The 17,870-nt window shown below is 39.8% G+C and carries 15 protein-coding genes; 10 read left to right on the top strand and 5 right to left on the bottom strand.

Features of this window, described 5'->3' with window-relative positions; all coding sequences use genetic code 11:
• Positions 1 to 74: 74 nt before the first annotated feature.
• On the bottom strand, positions 75 to 2,348 hold the full coding sequence (locus HMPREF9449_RS05115; protein WP_232211407.1) for a RelA/SpoT family protein: 2,274 nt from the start codon (positions 2,346 to 2,348) through the stop codon (positions 75 to 77).
• A gap of 355 nt (positions 2,349 to 2,703) precedes the next feature.
• On the opposite strand from HMPREF9449_RS05115, the gene nth reads away from it, so the two are divergent.
• The 6 genes from nth to HMPREF9449_RS05085 all read left to right on the top strand — a co-directional run bounded on the left by nth (position 2,704) and on the right by HMPREF9449_RS05085 (position 8,472).
• Positions 2,704 to 3,339 carry an endonuclease III gene (nth, locus tag HMPREF9449_RS05110; protein WP_009136174.1) on the top strand — a complete coding sequence of 212 codons (636 nt, stop codon included), beginning with the start codon at positions 2,704 to 2,706 and terminating at the stop codon, positions 3,337 to 3,339.
• 302 nt (positions 3,340 to 3,641) lie between these two features.
• Positions 3,642 to 4,502, top strand: a complete 861-nt coding sequence (gene lipA, locus HMPREF9449_RS05105) for a lipoyl synthase (protein ID WP_009136173.1) — start codon at positions 3,642 to 3,644, stop codon at positions 4,500 to 4,502.
• Positions 4,503 to 4,549: 47 nt separating this feature from the next.
• Positions 4,550 to 5,278, top strand: coding sequence for a lipoyl(octanoyl) transferase LipB (lipB, locus tag HMPREF9449_RS05100; RefSeq protein ID WP_009136172.1), 729 nt, complete (start codon positions 4,550 to 4,552; stop codon positions 5,276 to 5,278).
• A 40-nt stretch (positions 5,279 to 5,318) separates the two neighbouring features.
• Entirely contained in the window at positions 5,319 to 6,080 is a 762-nt protein-coding gene (locus HMPREF9449_RS05095) for a copper homeostasis protein CutC (RefSeq protein WP_009136171.1), read from the top strand.
• The gene (def, locus tag HMPREF9449_RS05090; protein ID WP_009136170.1) at positions 6,073 to 6,687 is read left to right on the top strand and encodes a peptide deformylase; all 615 of its coding nucleotides are present in this window, start codon (positions 6,073 to 6,075) and stop codon (positions 6,685 to 6,687) included. Before HMPREF9449_RS05095 ends, def begins: the two co-directional genes overlap by 8 nt.
• A gap of 6 nt (positions 6,688 to 6,693) precedes the next feature.
• Positions 6,694 to 8,472 (top strand): aconitase family protein, encoded by a 1,779-nt coding sequence (locus tag HMPREF9449_RS05085; protein WP_009136169.1) that lies wholly within the window; start codon positions 6,694 to 6,696, stop codon positions 8,470 to 8,472.
• 123 nt (positions 8,473 to 8,595) lie between these two features.
• Here HMPREF9449_RS05085 and HMPREF9449_RS05080 read toward each other — a convergent pair whose 3' ends face one another.
• From HMPREF9449_RS05080 to HMPREF9449_RS05070, 3 genes are read right to left on the bottom strand one after another with little or no spacing between them, the layout of a single operon-like run.
• Positions 8,596 to 9,462 carry a thiopeptide-type bacteriocin biosynthesis protein gene (locus HMPREF9449_RS05080; RefSeq protein ID WP_009136168.1) on the bottom strand — a complete coding sequence of 289 codons (867 nt, stop codon included), beginning with the start codon at positions 9,460 to 9,462 and terminating at the stop codon, positions 8,596 to 8,598.
• An 11-nt stretch (positions 9,463 to 9,473) separates the two neighbouring features.
• Positions 9,474 to 11,669: a lantibiotic dehydratase family protein gene (locus HMPREF9449_RS05075; RefSeq protein ID WP_009136167.1), complete on the bottom strand. Its 2,196-nt coding sequence runs from the start codon at positions 11,667 to 11,669 to the stop codon at positions 9,474 to 9,476.
• 46 nt (positions 11,670 to 11,715) lie between these two features.
• Positions 11,716 to 12,906 carry a lanthionine synthetase C family protein gene (locus HMPREF9449_RS05070; protein ID WP_009136166.1) on the bottom strand — a complete coding sequence of 397 codons (1,191 nt, stop codon included), beginning with the start codon at positions 12,904 to 12,906 and terminating at the stop codon, positions 11,716 to 11,718.
• Between the two features lie 276 nt (positions 12,907 to 13,182).
• Here HMPREF9449_RS05070 and HMPREF9449_RS05065 point away from each other — a divergent pair, with 276 nt between their 5' ends.
• The 4 genes from HMPREF9449_RS05065 to HMPREF9449_RS05050 all read left to right on the top strand — a co-directional run bounded on the left by HMPREF9449_RS05065 (position 13,183) and on the right by HMPREF9449_RS05050 (position 16,477).
• Positions 13,183 to 13,608 carry a MarR family winged helix-turn-helix transcriptional regulator gene (locus HMPREF9449_RS05065; RefSeq protein WP_009136165.1) on the top strand — a complete coding sequence of 142 codons (426 nt, stop codon included), beginning with the start codon at positions 13,183 to 13,185 and terminating at the stop codon, positions 13,606 to 13,608.
• A 29-nt stretch (positions 13,609 to 13,637) separates the two neighbouring features.
• Positions 13,638 to 15,101: an aminoacyl-histidine dipeptidase gene (locus HMPREF9449_RS05060; protein ID WP_009136164.1), complete on the top strand. Its 1,464-nt coding sequence runs from the start codon at positions 13,638 to 13,640 to the stop codon at positions 15,099 to 15,101.
• 11 nt (positions 15,102 to 15,112) lie between these two features.
• Positions 15,113 to 15,574 carry a GAF domain-containing protein gene (locus HMPREF9449_RS05055; RefSeq protein WP_009136163.1) on the top strand — a complete coding sequence of 154 codons (462 nt, stop codon included), beginning with the start codon at positions 15,113 to 15,115 and terminating at the stop codon, positions 15,572 to 15,574.
• Positions 15,575 to 15,742: 168 nt separating this feature from the next.
• Positions 15,743 to 16,477, top strand: coding sequence for a tetratricopeptide repeat protein (locus tag HMPREF9449_RS05050; protein WP_009136162.1), 735 nt, complete (start codon positions 15,743 to 15,745; stop codon positions 16,475 to 16,477).
• Between the two features lie 465 nt (positions 16,478 to 16,942).
• Here HMPREF9449_RS05050 and HMPREF9449_RS05045 read toward each other — a convergent pair.
• On the bottom strand, positions 16,943 to 17,870 hold a 928-nt coding region (locus HMPREF9449_RS05045; RefSeq protein WP_009136160.1), incomplete at its 5' end, for a BACON domain-containing protein.

Raw genomic sequence — 17,870 nt, 5'->3', positions numbered from 1 at the left:
TTGTCTTTTCTTTACAAAAATTATAGTTTAAAAATAATATACTTCGCTCGGCAAGAGAAACGGAGGTTCCGGTTTTATTGTTCGAGCATCGAATCGTGACGATTCACTTTTAGTATACCTGGCAAATGTTTTAAACGGGTAATTAACTGGGCTAAATGTTCGGTATTGTCGATGAGTACAGTAATTTTCCCTTCGAATATGCCTTCTGCGGAGTTGATCGCAATAGCTCTCATTGTCACCCGCGGGTCTTTTGAAATGAGTTCTGTAATTTTATTTACGACTCCGATTTCGTCTTTTCCCATTAGGCTAAGAACTGTCTGGTAGGAAGTTACTCCGGCATTGGTCCATTGTGTCTGGACAATTCGATAGGGATAACGTCTTTGTAAATCCAGTGCGTTTTTGCATTGTTTACGGTGTACTTTAATTCCTTCTCCTATAGAGACGAATCCGATAATCTCGTCTCCGAATACAGGATTGCAACAGCGGGCAAATTTGTAGTCTACATTGTCTACATTTTTATCGATAATGAGTACATCTTCTGCAACTTTATGTGGATGACTGATGTGTATATCTTTGACGGGAGCAGGAGTCGCTGTTTTTTCGTCTTCTTTTGTTTGCACAAGGATGTCTTTGATTTCGGCAGGGTCGTGCTTACCGATAGCGATTCCCTGGTATAAATCTAAGGCGAATTTATATTTATAATGTTGCATGAGTTTACGGATAATTTCGTCTGTAAACTCAATTTTCCAGTTTTTCAATCTTCTGGTCAATAATTCTTTTCCAATATCTGCCTGGTGATTGACTTCTTCATTCAAAAATTGCCGTATTTTATTCCGGGCTTTAGAGGTGACCGTAAAATTCAGCCAGTCGGCTTTCGGTTGTTGGTTAGCAGATGTCAGAATCGTTATTTCATCTCCGTTGCGCAATTGGTAGCGGAGCGTCTCATTCCGTTGATTCACTTTTCCTCCTACGCATTTACATCCGATATTCGTATGTATGGCGTATGCAAAGTCGAGTAGGGTGGCTCCGGCAGGTAAGGTGATTAAATCTCCTTTGGGCGTGAATACGTGGACCTCTTTATCCTGGAGGTCCAATTTGAGATCATCCAACAATTCGATTGCATTTTCTTCGGGGCTTTCGAGTATTTCACGTAATTCATTGAGCCAGTTTTCAATAGCCGAATCTGAAGTACCTCCTTTGTATTTCCAATGAGCGGCAAAGCCTTTTTCGGCAATTTCATCCATTCGCTCTGTACGGATCTGCACTTCCACCCAACGTTTTCCCGGTCCCAGAACGGTCGTTTGCAGGGATTCGTAGCCGTTTGATTTAGGGACGGTAATCCAGTCGCGTAATCGCTGTGGATTGGGGGTATATTTATCTGTGACAATGGAATATACTTTCCAACAGTCCGGTTTCTCATTTTCCCCACTGCTATCTATGATAAAACGGACGGCAAAGATGTCGTATATTTCTTCAAATTCGACCTGATTTTTCCGCATTTTATTCAGAATAGAAGCGATTGTTTTCGTTCTGTATTTTACTTTAAAGCGAATACTGCGCTTATTCAGTTCTTCTACAATAGGGGCAATGAATTCTGCAATATATTTTTCCCGGGCCGTTTTGGATTCGGTTAGTTTCCTTGAGATCTCGGCATAAATTTCGGGATTGGAATACCGCAGGGCTTTGTCTTCCATTTCCGATTTAATGTTATACAAGCCCAGCCGATGAGCAAAAGGAATATAAACATAGTCTGTCTCCCGGGCCAATTGTTTTTGTTCCGCTTCTGTCAGATGCTCCGCACCTCGTAAAGCATAAAGCTTTTCCGCTAAAAAAATGAGTTGTACCCGTATATCTTGAGCAAAACTCAATAATAATTTCCGGAAATTTTCGGAATTGACAATCTTCTGAGGAGTATAAATGGAATTGATATTTTTAAGACCTTCGACAATTTGAGCTACTTTAGGTCCGAAAATGTCCTCTACTTCGGAAATAGAAAGTTCTCCTTTGGCGACTTTTGTATGTAACATCGCGCAAATGATAGAAGTACGCCCCAGTCCGATTTCCGTAGTAATAATCAAAGCTATATCCAAAATTTTCAGAATTTCCTTTTCTTCCTCGTATAGGGAAAATTCTGGCATAACTTTCTGAACTTCTTTTGGTGGAACAGGAGCAGCAAGTTCGAATGCTTTTTCTACCAACCGGATATCTTCCTCTGATAATAAATTCCGGCAAGACTTTTGAAGAGTATCGAATTTTTCTTGGATTATCGTACTGTATTTTGATTTAAAATCCCCCATCACTTTCCTTTTATTTATCCATAAACGTTGATGATTAATTGTATCTTTCAAGAGTTTTGTAAAATGGAACCGAAGCGTTTGCCAAAGCATTCCGCCAGCCAACGGTCTTTTTTTGAAAATTTGCTTATGACTTTCCGAACGTTTTTAGTTTAAAGGTCTGCCTTTCATCTTTTAATCTGGCTTTATAAGCGTTTTCTATTTTAGAACTCTTTTCGGACAAAAATAGGGATTTCTTTTCAAGAATATTGAGTAATAAATTCTATTTTTGTGAAAGTTTCTTTAAAAGTGTCCAATAAGATGGCGGAAAGGCGTCTGAAAAAGAAACGAATGGGGGGGAAAAGAAAATAAAACATCTGTAAAGGCGGAGTGAAAGGTAAAATACGGACTTTTAATAAAACATGAGAATATGACAACGAAAGAAAGATATGAGGGATTTATAAATTGGTTTAGTGAAAATATGCCGGTTGCTGAAAGCGAATTAAAATACCAGAATCCTTTTGAATTGTTAGTCGCCGTAATTTTATCCGCTCAGTGTACGGATAAACGGGTAAATATGACCACGCCTGCTCTTTTTGAGCGTTTCCCAACGGCAGAAGCTATGGCAAAAGCGGAGGTTGGGGAAATCTACGAACTGATTAAATCGATTTCTTATCCCAATAATAAAGCCAAGCATCTCTCTGCGATGGCTAAGAAATTAGTGAGTGATTTTGATGGGAAGGTACCGGATGATATGGAATTATTACAAACACTTCCGGGAGTCGGTAGAAAAACGGCTAATGTAATAGAAGCTGTAGCTTTTCACCGGCCGGCTATGCCTGTAGATACGCATGTATTCCGGGTAGCAGATCGGATAGGTTTGGTGACCAACGCCACAACGCCTTTGGAAACAGAAAAACAATTGGTAAAAAATATACCGTCTGAAATTTTGTCTACCGCTCATCATTGGTTGATATTGCACGGTAGATATACTTGTACGGCACGTCGTCCGAAATGCGAATCCTGCGGAATTCGTGATTATTGCAGATATTTTGAAAAAAAATAATTTTTTTTCTTTCCCGACGCAACTATTTGCATTATTTTTCATCTTAGTATTGAAAGCCCTTGAAAAAGGGAAACAGCTAAGTAATAATAAAACGGGAAATTTTATTAATTTTGGATTTAAGGGTTAGTCAGTGGAGGTATCTGTGAAAAGATGCCTCCTTTTTTCTTTTCTTAAGGGTTTCTTTTTATTTTTGTGTAAAATATGGCTCTTTCCCGGGAGGTTTATAAAAATACGTTTCTGATCCTCTGAAAGGAAATGTTGTTTGTCGGGAAGAGAAACGAAAAAATAGACAATTTAAAGATATGGGGTGTAATAGTCGAAGAAAACCGGAATGGTTAAAGATAAAGTTACCGAAAGGACAATTATCGGTAGAAGTGTTAAATATAGTACGGGAACATCATTTGCATACGATATGCACGAGTGGTATGTGTCCGAATCAGGGAGAATGCTGGGGATGTGGAACTGCGACTTTTATGATAGGCGGTAACATTTGTACGCGAAACTGCCGGTTTTGTAATGTGACGACAGGGAGGCCTCTCCCTTTAGATCCGGAGGAACCTCATCACATAGCAAGTTCTGTGAAATTGTTGCATTTGAAACATGCTGTCATTACTTCTGTGGACCGGGATGATTTGGAAGATTTAGGGGCAACCCATTGGGTAAAGGTGATACGGGCTGTTAAGGAAATGAATCCTTCGGTGACAATGGAAGTATTGATTCCGGATTTTCAGGGAAGATCGGAGTTGATCGGACAAATTATTGAGGCAAAACCAGAAGTGATTTCGCATAATTTGGAGACGGTAAGGCGTTTGACAAAAGAGATACGCAGCAGGGCAACTTACGACATGTCTTTAGGTGTAGTGCATCAGGTTGCAGCGTCGGGAATTGTAGCCAAATCCGGCATTATGCTTGGTTTGGGGGAAACGCGGGAAGAAATTCTGGAAACGATGGACGATTTGCGTGCTGCCGGCTGTGCTGTCATGACTATTGGCCAATATTTGCAACCGACTGCTGCCAATGTGGAAGTAAAAGAATACATCACTCCGGAAACTTTTGAAGCATACCGCCGCATAGGGATGCAAAAAGGTTTTACACATGTGGAGAGCGGACCTTTGGTAAGATCCAGTTATCATGCAGAAAAACATGTAAAACAAGCGGAATAAAGAGGATTCCTGACAAAAATCTGTCGAAGTGTTTTATTGAGGAAGGAATGGAAACTAAAGTGAAAAATCGAAGAGAGATACAATACAAGGATTTAGGCTTAAGTTCTTATCGGCAAGTGTGGGAACTTCAGGAAAAATTACTGGAAAAAGTAAAACAGAAGAAAATAGAAAAAAAGGGAACGCCTAATTATCTCTTATTTACGGAGCACAGACCTGTTTATACGTTGGGAAAAAGTGGTCATGAATCCAATATGTTAATGAATACCATACAGTTACGCGCTCAGCAAGCTGAGTTTATAAAGGTTGACAGGGGAGGAGATATTACTTTTCACGGACCAGGCCAATTGGTCGTTTACCCTATTATCGATCTGGAAAATTTTGAGTTGGGGGTAAAAGAGTATGTCTATCGGTTGGAGGAAGTGGTTATACGTACTGTTGACAAATACGGATTTGAGGGGAAACGGGTAGAAGGAGCTACGGGGGTATGGCTGGGGGTAGGGACGACGGCGGAACGAAAAATATGTGCTATCGGAGTCAAATGTTCCCGTTATATCAGTATGCATGGATTTGCCTTGAATGTAAATACAAATTTGAATTATTTTAATTATATTCACCCTTGTGGATTTGTCGATAAAGGGGTGACTTCTATAGAAAAAGAAAGAGGTGGAAAGCCTGTAGACCTGGAGGAAGTGAAGAGAGAGGTTTTGAAACAGTTCGAAACAGTTTTCAATGCTGAGATAGAGCCTGTTGCTGGGACTCTGGAAGGCTGGGAATAGTTGTGGTAGATGAGTTGTATTGTATACTAATACCGTAAATATGACGTGTGAACTGGAAATTTGTGCTTATTCTTTAGAATCTTGTTTGGCGGCGAAAAAGGCCGGAGCGACTCGGATAGAACTGTGTGCCGGCATTTACGAGGGAGGTACGACCCCTTCCTTGGGAATGGTAAAATTAGCTCGGAAGTTAACGGCCGGCGTTCAGCTTTATATTATGATTCGTCCACGGGGAGGGGATTTCCTGTATTCCGACATAGAATTTGAACAGATGAGGGAAGATATTTTATCGGTAAAAACGTTGGGAGTAGAAGGAGTGGTGCTGGGGATTTTAAAACGGGATGGAAGTATTGATATCGAGCGTACGAGGGAATTAGTACGCTTGGCTGCACCGTTAAAGGTGACGTTTCATCGGGCTTTTGATATGGTAAAGGATCCGGAGAAAGCTTTGGAAGCTGTCATTCAAGCGGGATGTTTCCGTATATTGACTTCCGGTTTTAGGAATACAGTCGAAGAAGGTATAGATGGGGTGAAGAAAATGGTAAAACAAGCCGGAGGGCGTATACAAATTATGGCCGGAAGCGGAGTAAATGCCGGGAACGTTTTAAAGATAGCAGAGACGGGCGTCGATGCTGTCCACCTGTCGGCGAAAAATGGAAGGGAAAGCGATATGCAATACCGTAATCCGGCAATATTTATGGGAGGAATACCGGGGATTTCAGAATATCAGATTACATACTGTGACGAGGATAAAGTAAAGGAAGTGAGGAATATTTTGCAAAATAAAACGATGGCCCATGAATAAAGGAATAAAATGGGGAGGAGTAATTGTACTCGTTTTACTCTGTCTGAATTGTAAAAAGCCGGGTTTTTCTGCTCAGGAGAAAGAACGCATTTTATCCCAAAAGGGACAAATTATGCGTATTTGCACGGTAGACCGGCAGGAAGATTCGCTTTTTTTACGGCAGGAGGCTCTGAAATTAACAGATGCGGAATTGAATTCTCCCTATTATTCTATTTTAAAAAAAGGTTTGTTGGCGACAGTACAGGATAGTAGTAATCCAGGGGTTGGAATAGCGGCTCCCCAGGTGGGGATAAGCAGGTGTTTGATCCTTGTACAGCGTTTTGATAAAGCGGGAGAACCTTTTGAGGCTTATATCAATCCGGAGATTGTATATTATTCTCCCGCGCGCATCACGGGGCGGGAAGGTTGTTTGTCTATTCCCGATACCGAGGGAAATGTCAGTCGTTCGGAGACTATCGTTATAAACTATTTGGAGGAAATGTCAGGGCTGGAAAGACAGGATACCGTAAGCGGATTTACGGCTGTCATCTTTCAACATGAGACGGATCATTTAAAAGGGATTTTGTTTACCGATAAAATGATTCCGGAACAAAGCCCGGTAAATTAAATCAGAATGGAAAGAAGCAAAAGGAAAAGCACATTCGTTGAGAAAATATTGAATGCTCCCGCAGGGTCTATCGTGTATAGAGAGCCGGATATTGTATTAAGTCATGACAATTCGGCCCGTATTAGAAAGCTTTTTGAAAAAATGCAAGGACGGGAAGTGTTGTATCCGGAACGTTTGGTGGTTGTTTTAGACCGGAAGATGACGGGTACTACCGATGAATTGATGCGGGATTACAATTCCATACACGATTTTATGGAGGAGCAACAGGTAAAGCATTTTTTTGATTGTGATAAAGGCATTTGTCATCAGGTTTTGGCCGGATTTATACGACAGGGATTAATCGTGGTGGGAAGTGATAGTCATACTTGTACCGCAGGTGCTTTTAATTGTTTTGCCGTAGGTTTGAATAAAACGGAGACGGCTTTTTTATGGAAAAAGGGGAAAATGTGGTTTCGGGTACCGGAAACCGTTAAAATTACGCTTAGCGGGAAGCTTCGTCCGGGAGTGTATGCAAAGGATCTGGCTTTGTGGGTAATGGGAATGTTGAAAGAGGAAAATGTAAATTACCAGTCGGTAGAGTATCACGGTGAAGGCGTGAATTTCCTCAGCATTGCCGACCGGATGACGATTGCAAATGTTTCGGCAGAAATGGGGGTGAAGAATTCGGTTTTTCCTCCGGATGACTTATTGGCAGATTATCTGGGAGACTATGCTGTCCTGGGGGTTTGGGCGGATGAAAATGCCTGTTATAAAAAAGAATTATATATCAATTTGGAAAAAGTATTTCCTTTGGTGATGACTCCTTTTCCTGAAAATGAGATAAAAGGAGTAGGAGAAGTGGGTGAAATTACTATTCAGGAAGGATTGATAGGAGCCTGTTCGTCCGGGCGTATTGAAGATTTGAGAGTGGTGGCCCGCCTTTTGAGAGGGAAACGTCTGGCTCCGGGTTTTCAACTATCGGTTGTTCCGGCTTCCCGGGATATATATATACAAGCTATAAAGGAGGGGTTGATCGATGCTATAGTGAAAGCTGGGGCATCCGTTTTAGGGGCGAGTTGCGGACCTTGTTTAGGAAGTAGTCATATGTTAGGGGCGGAGACAAAACGCTTTATTTCCACGACCAATAGCCATTCTATGCGCCATATGACAGATGTGGGAGTGGAAAAATACATCGCTTCTCCAGCTACCGTAGCTATGACGGCTTTACGGGGAAAATTGGATGTAGAGATAGCCTATCCGGAGAACGTATTTGAGTATTGGACTGTTCCTATAGAAGCCATTACTATAGGGACAGGAGAGGACCGGAAAAACAGGAATATATGGAATTATGCCGATATTGATCATATTGCTGCAGAGCAATTGTTTCCGGAAAAAAGGACGTATAAAATACCGATAGAATGTGCCGAAGCGATGAGACCTTATCTTCTCGCAGGTTTGGATGGAACCTTTGCCAGCAGGGTACAAGCCGGTGATATTATTTTAGCCGGCGAGGATTTCGGAAGAGGAAGATTGATAAAACATGCTGCGATAGGTTTAGTGGAATCCGGAATCGCTGCCGTAATTGTAAAATCGGTCGACCGAAGTTTTTACCGGATGGCTGTCAATTGTGGTTTATGGATCATTATCGCTCCTCAAATACTGGAAGCATATCGGGTAGGAGATCAGATTACCCTGAATTTAGAAGAAGCCGTCGTAAAAGTAAATGAAAAGCCGTATTCTTTACCGGAGGAATATCCGGTTTTTATAGAAATGATCCGAAAGAAGGGATTATTACAGCTTAGCTGAACGGCTCCCCGGCAGTCTTTCGAAACTTTCGGGGAGGCCTGAAACATTTTTTCAGGGAAAGGTTGTATGTTTTGTAGGGCCAAGAAGCATCCGATTACCGTTTCAGAAAAGAAGGGGCGTATCTCAATGTTTTTGGTGTCGTTCTCGGGCTAATTCGCTTCTGTAATATTCAAACAAGAAATCGTAAATAACCAATTCGTAAATTCTGTTTTTAGAGGGGAATAACCTGTTCATCATCATGTGTATATAAGAAGAGAGATTGTTTAAAGGCACTGCTTGTTCTGCCTCTATCAGTTCTTTCAGTTTATGGGAACGCTTTTGCAAAAAAGGATAGCTGCGCCTGATTTCTTCGGGCGCTTTTTGTAAATTATTCAAGATCAAATTTACGTTGGGTTTTTGCTGCCGGTATATTTTGTTTAAGAGTTTGATATTGTGAATATCGAATCCATATTCCTGTTTAAAGCCAAGACTCATTTTTTCTATATAGGAAGCTTTTTCTGTTAAAGAGAGACCAAAATCATTGAAAAGACAATCGATCATTTTGAGAGCGACCATCCACCTGTAATTTTCATCTTTTTTACAGAGAATTTTAAGTATAGATAACACACATTCGCTATCGGCAGAGAAAATACTTTCCGAAAATTCGATATGATCCTTCCCATAACGTTCTAATTCCCGGTTATAGGTATCCACTTGAATCCGGTAGATTTGTGCGTTTTTGCATGCTCTTTGTAATTTCTGATTTACGGTATACAGAATATAGCCTAAATCTTTAGGATTTTTTACTAACACCCGGAAACGAATGTGAAAATCCGGATCGGAATAACGGAGAAAAAAGAATTTTGTAATAATTTCTTCCCGCATCAGTTTTTTCACGACCGGAAACACAGAACGAATCAAGATATCATCGGCCGTTTTGATACCGGTATATAATTTGAAGTATAGCCATTCATCTCCCGGGTAAAAGGTTCTTTTTGAGGTGGATTTCATGGGGTAGCATTTTAAGATTTGTAGAAAGAAACAATACATTCATGCATATAGGAAAAGCCTTCGGTGTCCTTTGTCAGAGCGTAATGATCACATAATGCTTCTTCCAGCGTAATTTGTCTCCGGTTACTTAGCATATTCAGGAAAACCCGTGTGCTTTCCCTGCTTTCTAGGTCAATCAGGAGTTTATTGTCTCCATCGGCCAGGAAAACAAAACGGGGTAATTTCAACTGGGTTTGCCAGTTTTTCACTTCTTCCATTAATTTTTTTGAATCCGTTTCTTTTATCAGGTTTTCCAGACTTTTAACGGAAATTTTCCAATTGGCTTCCGACAGAATGATATTTTTATACCTTACCCGGGGTAAATACTCTAGTTGTTGTTCGATACTTCCCCAGTTAAACAAAAGAGAAGCCCTTACTCCCTGACTTTGCAAATCGCATAAAAAACGGTATACAGGAGTGGGGTTATTTCTATAATTATGAGCAGTGGAGAGGCGTGGAATAATATATTTATTCAATCGTTGAGAACGTAAAAGCAGACGGTTGTTCCGAACGGACAAGAATAAATCAGCCGGGTAGAGGATTCGCTTCCGTTCCAGCGTAGAATTCGCCAGATATAAAATTTCATATTCCCGGAAATTCGGACGAGCTAATACATTTCCTACTCTGGAATCCGGGATATGGGAAATTTCCGCTACCACCTGATCTTTATAAATCTCCTGTTCTTTCCGGGCAATATTTTCTACTAATTTCTGAATAGAGGGATCACAATAAACAAAGCGTCCTAATAAATTTGCTGCACTACTTCCGTTAAAATTGTTTACAACCAAGGTATAATCCCGGGGATTCTCTGAGAAATTCAAGATCTGAAATTTGGTAAACATCGTAGCAGGTAAATCTTCCCAATTCGGTTGTAAATTTTTGACATCTTCATCGGAAAGCAGGATTTCCTGATCCGTCTGGGGATTGAACGTCACTAACTTTTTTAAGAGAATTTGGTGAATCGGGAAAAGATTCGTTTGCACAGAAGCATTAGGGTCCACGCGTCCGGGGATTATCAATCCGCCGAGTAAAGGATGCAGATCGTTTATTTCGTGTGCCGGATAGCCAATACCCCTCTCCGGATCCAAAGCTTCCAACAAAGGGATTTCCTGTTCTTCATATCTTTCGCTAAAACATTTTATAAAATTAGTAAGCGTGTTGTTTGTATAGCGTGGAGTAATTTTGTTGAGAAATTCCATGCTATCCTGTAGCGTGGTTAAAAGAGTGTTGTCTAGAGTAGCTTTTTCCAGTTTCCTGATGGTATCCACCTGAAGGAGAAATTTTTTTTGAAAAGGAATATGCAGTTGTTTGACTTCTTCCTCTATTTGATTGCATAAGGCAATGACTTCCGAGGGGACAGCAAAAGGTAATTTTTGCAGTAAACGATTGATACGGGATAATTTTTGATAATATTCCGAATTTGTGTCCAGTCTTTCAATAACTTTTAAAATGTGTTCAAAAAAATCGGATCCTGTGATTATAGGGTCAATTTCACTCACAAGCAATTGATTGTCTATAATGGTATCGATGTAAGAACGGGCTATTTCTTCACTTACTTCTCCTGCAGCTGTCAGAAACTTGATCAATTCGGCAAAAGTACATCCTTTCCGGGCAATTTTGATGATATCCCGTAAATAAGGAGTGTTGCTGACTTCTACCAACTGATATATTCTTTTTTCTGTATCAAAGCGGTATTCGATATAACGAATTTTTGTGGCTTGTGTATAGAGGGTAGTATTGGTATAATATTTTACTATTTTTCTTACTTCCGGTAATTTTCCCAATTCCTGAGATAAGTTACAGAGGTATAACATATCAAAACGTACGTGGATATTTACCTGATGAGTCAGGAGGACTTCTGACAGATCTCCCTTTTCCCCTGTTGCACAGGAAGAAAACAACCCGAATGGGGTACATCGGCTGGACATTCTGGCCAAATATTTGAACAGGGCGTTTTCTACGCGGATATAATCTTTTTCTTTTATTTTTCCGGCTTTATATTTTTGTAATTCTTCGTAAAGATCTGGAGAAGCAAAATAGATGGCTTCTTCAAAAAAATCTGAACGTATCATTTCCTGAAAATATTCTTTTTGTGATAAAGCTTTTTTGATGACTTCCAGGGGATAGTGAGGGAAGCGGAATACGATTTGATCGAAGGCTTGATACATAGGATATATTTAAATTCGTTTCATGTCTGATATTACTTATGTGCATTTAATTGAAATTTAGCAATAGAATTTCATCCCATGCACTGTGGAGGGGGGATAGTAGAGTCAAACCGATACCAGCTACCCCTTCCAATATATAATATTTTGTTTCCCAGCTTTGTTGGGTCGGATCGTAAGATTGGTAACCTGCGGGTCCTTCCGGCCGGTTAGCAAAGAGAGAAGTTTGATTTTTCCAGTATTCATAGGCGGATTGCAGAGACGGAAGACGCGTTTCCTGCCACATCCGGAAAAAGATCTGTGTAATTCCGGCGGAGCCGTGACATAAGCCTGCATCCCAGACATAATTGGATTTAAGGTCTTTTCGGGTAGCAGAAAATTCAAAAATTTCTATTGCATAATCGATTAATTCCTTTCTACCCAAAGCTTTTCCGGCATGCCATAAAGCAATGCCAATTCCTAAATCCCCATAACACCAGGCCAGGCGACTTTTATTTACCGGTCCCGGATTTTCTAGTGAAGTGGAGGGAAAATAACAATCATATATTTTTTCATCTATTCTTTGCCGGAGAATATAGTGAAGAGTACCTTCCAGTAATTTACGAACCTTTCCTTCCGGGTTGATGTCCAGTTGCAAAAGACGGGAGAGAAAAATGGCAATACTTGACATTCCGTGAGAAAGTGAAATATTGTATTTTGTATGGGCTTGATGGGGCAAATGCCAATTGACAATTTCCCATTTCAACGTATCCTCCTGAGGGGTTGAAATAGCGGTTTGCTCCAGATACTTGACGATTTTTTGAAGTTGTAACAGAGATGCTGAGGGTTTATACTTGTAATGTTTTAAAAAATAGAATCCCATTCCGATTACTCCGTGTAGAAAATCAAAATGTTTTAATTGAATTTCCTGTTCCAGGTAATGATTTAATACGATATCTATGTCATCCAGCATATCCGGCGAATCTTCGATAAACCCGCCCTCTGCCAACAAATGCATTCCGATGCCAAAGCCTGCCAAGCCGTTACAATAAGAAAATTGGTAATAAGAGGAAGTCGAGAGACTTTCCGTCAATTGGTCCAGTAGTATTTCCGCTTTTTCTTTATAGTTTTTATTCCTGAGAGAATAATAATAAAGAAAGAGAATCTCCCCCATATTACCCGTTAAAAGGCTGTAATTCCCGTTTTCTTTTTGACAGTGCTCTTCAATCGTGCGAGCAATGGCGTCCAATTGTTTTTCCATAACAGAAAGGTTAGCGAGCTAATAAATAATTTTGATACGCTTTTGTTATCCACATACAACATAATGGACAATAATAAAAAATAATTATCAAAAAGTAAAATAAATTTATATATTTTGTTCTTGTATAAATTAAATTATTAAAAATTAATTTAGATACAACAAAATGCAAAAAAGGCATAGAAATTTGAGGTAAAAAATTATAAAATAATTCTCTCTTTTTAATAAGATGTTAAAATATTCCTTAAGTTTGCAAATAGTATAAAATGCAACATCGCTATGAACGATATCCGGGAATTAGTAGTTTATCTAAGTAAAGCCGAAAGAGGGTATACCAAAACGTTAAACAGGGCTTTTCAACAAGCGGGATATGATCTTAGTCGCGAACAATTCGAATTGCTTCAAGTATTATGGGAAGGGGATCATATAAATCAGCAGGCCATTTCGCGGAAATTACAAAAAGATAAATACAATGTAACGAAATTATTAAATACTTTGACGAAGAGGGGATTTGTGCAGCGTACGATGAGTCAGGAAGACCGAAGAAATAATTTTGTTATTTTGACAGAGAAGGGGATGCAGGTTCAAAAGGCGCTTCTTCAAATTGAAGAGCAGGTTCATACGGATTTAACTTTCACCTTAACCCCTTCGGAGATTAAATCTTGTATGTGGGTGATGAGGAAATTAACGGATATGATGAAATAAGGAATAAAATTATAAAAATTAATATTAGGATGGAATTAAAAGGATTACAGCCGGAGGCATTATGGCATTATTTTGAAGAGATCTGCCGTATTCCGAGGCCTTCTACCCGGGAAGAGAAAATGGCTGCTTATTTGATGGCGTTTGCAGAAAAACGGGGTTTCCCTGCAAAACAGGACGAAGCGGGTAATGTATTGATCAGTAAGCCTGCTTCTGCGGGTATGGAACAAACTCCTACGGTTGTTTTGCAAGCCCATATGGATATGGTATGTGAGAAAAATGCGGGTACTGTGCATGATTTTGAGAAGGACCCGATTATACCTTATATAGAGGGAGAATGGGTAAAAGCGAAGGGTACTACTTTGGGCGCAGATGACGGAATAGGTATGGCGGCTCAGCTGGCTCTTTTGGCTTCGGAAGATATCAAACACGGTCCGCTGGAATGTCTTTTTACGGTAAATGAAGAATGTGGCTTAACCGGAGCATTTGCTTTGAAGCCCGGTTTTTTTAAAGGGAGGATTTTATTGAATTTGGATTCGGAAGATGAAGGCGAACTCTTTATTGGTTGTGCCGGTGGTATGGATACAGTGGTGGAAATGCCTATAGAGATGGAAGAGTCCGGAACGGGGACTTTTGCTGTAAAGATTACGGTGAAGGGATTAAGAGGAGGACATTCGGGAGACGATATTAATAAAGGAAGAGGAAATGCGATTAAAATACTGAATCGTTTTTTATGGGATTTAAATGAAAAATATCCGATCCGGGTAGCAGAATTTACAGGTGGGAATTTGAGAAATGCCATTGCCCGGGAAGCTTTTGCTTCGATTGTTTTTGATGAAAAATACAAAGAACAGGTAAGAGTGGAATTCAATTTATATCAGGCTGAGATGGAATCTGTGTGGGGAGTGACTGAACCGGGATTGAAAATGGAAATGGAATCGGTAAATTTACCGGAGGACGTCTTGACAGCCGATTGTACCTGTCGATTATTAAATGCTTTGTATGCCTGCCCGCATGGTGTTTTTGCGATGAGTTACCGGATGCCGGGTATGGTAGAAACTTCTACGAATCTGGCTGCTCTGAAAATGGAGGACAAGCGGAAAATATGGATAACTAGTTCTCAACGAAGCGATATAAATTCTGAAAAACTGAATGTTGCTCATATGATGGCTGCCGTATTCCGTTTGGCTCAAGCGAAAGTTACGCATGGGGAGGGGTATCCCGGTTGGGCTCCAAATCCGGATTCGGCGGTATTAAGAGTTGCGGTGGCTTCCTATGAGCGTTTGTTCGGGAAAAAACCGATAGTCCGTTCTATACATGCGGGACTGGAATGCGGTTTATTTTTAGAGAAATATCCGGATATGGATATGATTTCTTTTGGGCCTACCTTGAGAGGGGTACATTCTCCGGATGAAAAAGTAAATACAAAGACGGTTGAAATGTGGTGGAGACATTTGGTGGATATATTGCAACATATAGATGTTTTGAATCAATAAAATTCAGCGGGATGTCGAAAAAATTGGAAAAATACGAACGGCTTTATGAGCAAATCAGTCATTATGTAGTGACTACCCCGGATCGTTGGGCGCGTTTAGCAACGATAGAGGCTGTTTTACATCATAAGATGCAACTGTTTTTTTGGACCGGAGTTTATGTATTGGTAGAAGGAGAATTGATTGTCCGTTCCTATCAGGGACCCGTTGCTTGCCAGAAATTACGTCAACATACAGGTGTGTGTTGGGCTGCGGTCGATTCGGGAAAAACAGTTATTGTGAAGAATGTGGCAGAATTTTCAGGTCATATCGCTTGTAATCCGGCCACAAAAAGTGAGATTGTCCTTCCTTTAAGAGATGAAAAAGGACAAATATACGGGTGTCTGGATATTGACAGTGATCAGCTCGGGGCTTTTGACGAAGAAGACGAACAAGGACTGTTAAAGATATTGCAATTAGTAGATAAGGAAAAATAAACAGGGAGAACGGGAGAGTAAAAATAGAAAAAGTCAGATTTTGTGAGCATTTATAACTAATTTTGTGTTAAAAATGACTAATTCTGTTTTGAAGTTTTAGGAGACATTATTATCTTAGTTGCCCAAAGAAAAAACAATTATGTCACATAAATAAAAGTAAGAAAAGCTATGAGAAAAACAGTGTTATTGATTTTGGTAAGTTTATTGACGGGAAGTTTATTTGCACAAGATCCGGGGGCAGCGGAGAAAAATGCCGGTAATGTTGCATGGAAAGCTAAAAATTATACGGAAGCTTTCGCTAATTTTGAAAAATACCTGAAAGCTGTCAATTATGCAGATAAGGCTTATATTTATAATACGGCCGTAGCTGCTACCAAATCAAAAAATTATGCTGCAGCAGAAAAATATTTTGAAATGGCGATAAAGAACAATTATAAAATAGGAAGTTCTTATTTAGGAAAAGCACAGGCAGAAGAAGATTTGAAAAAAGAAGGAGAAATGGTTACTACTTTGGAAGAAGGGCTGAAAGCCGTACCGGGAAATGCAAAATTAGAAAATATGTATGGGACTTACTTCCTGAAGAAAGGAGTAGAAGCACAAAAGGCTAATAATTTAACCACAGCTGCAGAAAACTATACAAAAATTACGACTCTTTCCAATAAAGATTTGAAAATAAAGGCTTATATGGCTTTGGGTTCTCTGTATTTTAACAATGGTGCCAGCATTTTGCAGAAAGCCACTTCTTTTGCCAACACAGATAAAGAAAAATATGCTGCAGAAAAAGAGAAAGCTACAAGCGATTTTGGAAAAGCTTTAGGTTATGTAGAACAGGCAAAAACTTTAGCTCCGGAAAATCCCGATGTAAAAGAATTGTATGCACAGATAAAAGCAGCTATGAAATAATAGTTATACCTGTCTATAAAGGCTGTCTCGCACGAGGCAGCTTTTTTTATGCTGTTTATAGTCAATAAAACTTAGCAGAATGTATTCTTTATTTTTTCTTAGATCGTTCTCTGTCCTATCTCTTTCCTGAAAAAAGGTTATGGTTTCAAACACAGCTGCTTGGGAAAAACGTTTGAAGAGGCAGCGAATGGAGCACCTGACTGAAAAACACAAACGACTGGAGAAGGGAGATATTAATCAAATACAGATAATGTTTGGCTGCGGTCTTTTGGATGAAAGCTTATTGCTACAAAGAAAATTTTAGGTTATCTTTATTTTGTGTTCCCGAATCGAATTTTTAAAGCTCTATAGGGATGTTTGTTTTTTTCTTCTTTTTAAAAGAATGTACAAACGAAATAAAAACGAGGTCGAAAGAGACCTCGTTTTTATTTTAGTTCATTTTTATAACAACTTTTGGTTAAAAAATTATTGAGCAGAAAGGGAAGCAGGGAGAGGATTAGCCAATTTTTCAACGGAAGGGAATGCGCCTGAAATGGAATTAACAGATGAAGTATTATTACTTACTTTTGTCATTACCGGATCCCATGCATAACCATCATTGTCATCCGTTAAATAATAGAAGCCGAATTCTTTTTTCTCCGAATTATATTGATACATATAATATTTCAGAGCACCAAATTTAAATGTGCCGACACTTGTTTTAGCGTCCTGTCCAATCATTTTCAATTCATTCCCATCGTATTTTCCCATAAATACATCATGTCCCTCTGTTTCACCTCCACCAATTTCTCCGTTTCTCAACAAAGAATAGCCGTTATTATAGGGGAAAACACCTGCGACAACCAGTACCTTCATCTCTGTGCCCTCTCCTTCCGAGAGTAATTCTTGGTGTCCTTTAATCACGACCGAACCGTCGCTTTGATAATGCATTGTAAGAGGAAACTGCTGTGCAGCTGCTGCATTATGAGTCCAACCCGCAACATTGTAACTTTTCCCATTTTCTTTTGCAGTAATGATTACATTATTGTATTCCACTCTTCCGTCGTCAGTCGTACCTTTTACTTTCCAGGTGCCGATGTAACTGTTGTAGTCAGCTTTGAATGGAGCAGCCTGATTCACCGTAATCTCAGCGATTTTTTCACCCATAGTCAGGGTTACTTTAGCGGTACGGGCCTCTGCGGTATTAGCAGCAGCATTCAAGGTTACTTTCCCTTCTGCAGCTGTAGCTGTCAACCAACTTTCGCTGGAAGCAGCGGTAAATGTAGCCGTAGCTGTCACTTTTACTACTTCTTCTCCACCTTCAGCCGTAAAATCTACCTGTGTTTTTTCAGGAGTTAATTCGTCAACCGAAGCTTCTTTACCAGCTTGGGTTACTGTTACATTGACAGTTTGT

Origin of the sequence: Odoribacter laneus YIT 12061, from assembly GCF_000243215.1 — a bacterium.
GTDB lineage: Bacteria > Bacteroidota > Bacteroidia > Bacteroidales > Marinifilaceae > Culturomica > Culturomica lanea.
Note: the sequence above shows the minus strand (reverse complement) of the source record. Positions and strands in the feature narration are given on the sequence as shown.

Bases quoted from the DNA above. Each gene is read 5' to 3' on its own strand.
- nth (WP_009136174.1), top strand. From the start codon at position 2,704: ATGACAACGAAAGAAAGATATGAGGGATTTATAAATTGGTTTAGTGAA.
- lipA (WP_009136173.1), top strand. From the start codon at position 3,642: ATGGGGTGTAATAGTCGAAGAAAACCGGAATGGTTAAAGATAAAGTTA.
- lipB (WP_009136172.1), top strand. From the start codon at position 4,550: ATGGAAACTAAAGTGAAAAATCGAAGAGAGATACAATACAAGGATTTA.
- HMPREF9449_RS05095 (WP_009136171.1), top strand. From the start codon at position 5,319: ATGACGTGTGAACTGGAAATTTGTGCTTATTCTTTAGAATCTTGTTTG.
- def (WP_009136170.1), top strand. From the start codon at position 6,073: ATGAATAAAGGAATAAAATGGGGAGGAGTAATTGTACTCGTTTTACTC.
- HMPREF9449_RS05085 (WP_009136169.1), top strand. From the start codon at position 6,694: ATGGAAAGAAGCAAAAGGAAAAGCACATTCGTTGAGAAAATATTGAAT.
- HMPREF9449_RS05080 (WP_009136168.1), bottom strand. From the start codon at position 9,462: ATGAAATCCACCTCAAAAAGAACCTTTTACCCGGGAGATGAATGGCTA.
- HMPREF9449_RS05075 (WP_009136167.1), bottom strand. From the start codon at position 11,669: ATGTATCAAGCCTTCGATCAAATCGTATTCCGCTTCCCTCACTATCCC.
- HMPREF9449_RS05070 (WP_009136166.1), bottom strand. From the start codon at position 12,906: ATGGAAAAACAATTGGACGCCATTGCTCGCACGATTGAAGAGCACTGT.
- HMPREF9449_RS05065 (WP_009136165.1), top strand. From the start codon at position 13,183: ATGAACGATATCCGGGAATTAGTAGTTTATCTAAGTAAAGCCGAAAGA.
- HMPREF9449_RS05060 (WP_009136164.1), top strand. From the start codon at position 13,638: ATGGAATTAAAAGGATTACAGCCGGAGGCATTATGGCATTATTTTGAA.
- HMPREF9449_RS05055 (WP_009136163.1), top strand. From the start codon at position 15,113: ATGTCGAAAAAATTGGAAAAATACGAACGGCTTTATGAGCAAATCAGT.
- HMPREF9449_RS05050 (WP_009136162.1), top strand. From the start codon at position 15,743: ATGAGAAAAACAGTGTTATTGATTTTGGTAAGTTTATTGACGGGAAGT.